The organism is Kitasatospora sp. NPDC091257, from assembly GCF_044757675.1.
GTDB classification, from domain to species: domain Bacteria; phylum Actinomycetota; class Actinomycetes; order Streptomycetales; family Streptomycetaceae; genus Kitasatospora; species Kitasatospora lactacystinica.
The window spans coordinates 1-1,657 of sequence record NZ_JBIVVI010001596.1; the positions used below are offsets into that span (position 1 = coordinate 1).

Genomic DNA, 1,657 nt, shown 5'->3' on the forward strand with positions numbered 1-1,657 from the left:
CCGGCCGTCCTGGTGGGAGCGCACCGGGCCGGGCGAGATCCGGCTGCGGACGGTCACCGACGGCAACCCCAACACCGCCACCGACAGAGCTGGACACCGCCCCGATGGAGCACGCCCACTACCGTCCCGCCCGGCCGGGTGAGCCGTGGTACCCGCCCGAGCTGGAGCAGCAGCGGTGCCGGCTCTGCGAGGCGGCGCTGCACCGGCTCTGAAGCGAGGGGCCGGGGGCGCCGGAGTACCGCAGTGCCGGCGCCAGAGTGACCAGCAGACGAAGGTGACGACACCGAGCACCGCGAAGCCCGGGAGCACCAGACCGGCGAGGACCAGAGAGGCGCAGGCCGGCAGCCCGGCCGGCTCCTCCTGGGCGGGGTGCCGGGCGCGGTCGTGCACGCGCTGCCAGTGGACCGGGCGGCCCGCCCGTGCGGAGGCCGTCTCGCGGAGCCCGGCCGGCCTGGCGCGGGCGGTCCCGGTCCGTGTCGAGGTGCGCCCAGCGGCCCGCCTCGGTCGGCTCGCCGGACAGGCGGTAGATCCAGGCCGGCCGCCGCCTCGCCGTGAGGCCCGCCGGGTACGAGGCCGCCAGGCCGCCGCAGGCGTAGCCGCGCGTCGGCCTCCTCAGCGGCCGGTCGGCGCGGCTGATCGGTGCGGCTGGTCGGTGCGGCTGGTCTGCGGGTTCGCTCAGCGGGGCCGGTGGGCGACCGCGGCGAACATCGCCACCGACAGGTGGAACGTCCCGTGCTCGGCGGCCGCGTCGAGGTCGGCGTAGAGCCGGTCGCGCTGCTCCTCGGTGATCAGGCCCCGGCCGACGGCCGCCGCGCCGATCCCGTGGACGATCGGCCGGGTGACCGTGCGGGAGTCGTGCAGCAGGACGTCGGCGCCGAGCTGATCGACGGCCAGTCCGGCCTCGGCCAGCAGGCCCGCGAGGCGGCGCCCGGCGTCCGGGGTGGCGGCGGTGCCCTCGGCGACGGCGGCCAGCGCGGGGCGGATCTCCGGGGCGGCCGGGTGGAGCACGAAGGTGGCCCAGTCGGTGTCCAGCAGTGCGACCCGGCCGCCCGGACGCAGCACCCGGGCCATCTCGGCGACGGCCTTCGCCGGATCGGGGAGGTGCTGGAGGACGCGCTCGCACCAGACCACGTCCAACTCCCCGTTGGGCAACGGCAGGTCGAGCGCGTCGCCGTCCAGGAAGCGGGCCGCGCTGCCGGCGTCGGTGGCGCGCTGCTCGGCGACGGCCCGGAGCCCGGGGTTGGGTTCGAGGCCGATCGCGCTGCCGGTGGCGCGGTCCGTCGCCCCGGCCCCCGGGGCGACCGCGGCCGCGAGCACCTGGGTCTCCGACCCGGTGCCGGCGCCGATGTCCAGCGCGCGCTCCCCGGGGCGTACGGCGAGCTGTGCGTGCGCCCACGCGCGCAGCCGCCGGACCCCGGGATTGGCCGCCTGGGCGTCCAGCACGGCGATCAGCCGGTCGGTGACGGCCGGGTCGGTGTTGGCGGCGTTGAAGGCCGAGGTGGGGTGCGGGTCGCTCATGGCCGTCACCCTAAAGGAATGTGACGCTGCGTCAGCGACCACCCCACCGTGGCCTCCTGGATCGGTGCAAGGTGTTCACGGCGGCGCGGACGGTCTCCTCGAAGGCGGGGACGTCGGGCCGGGTCCGGTTGCTCTCCCC

The 1,657-nt window shown here is 77.2% G+C and carries 2 protein-coding genes; both read right to left on the bottom strand.

The annotated features are described in order from the left end of the window. Positions 1–118: 118 nt before the first annotated feature. Entirely contained in the window at positions 119–679 is a 561-nt protein-coding gene (locus ACIQOV_RS40605; RefSeq protein ID WP_401056051.1) for a DUF6584 family protein, read from the bottom strand. Next, entirely contained in the window at positions 676–1,518 is an 843-nt protein-coding gene (locus ACIQOV_RS40610; protein ID WP_401056050.1) for a methyltransferase domain-containing protein, read from the bottom strand. The genes ACIQOV_RS40605 and ACIQOV_RS40610 overlap by 4 nt, the downstream gene beginning before the upstream one ends. Positions 1,519–1,657 lie beyond the last annotated feature (139 nt).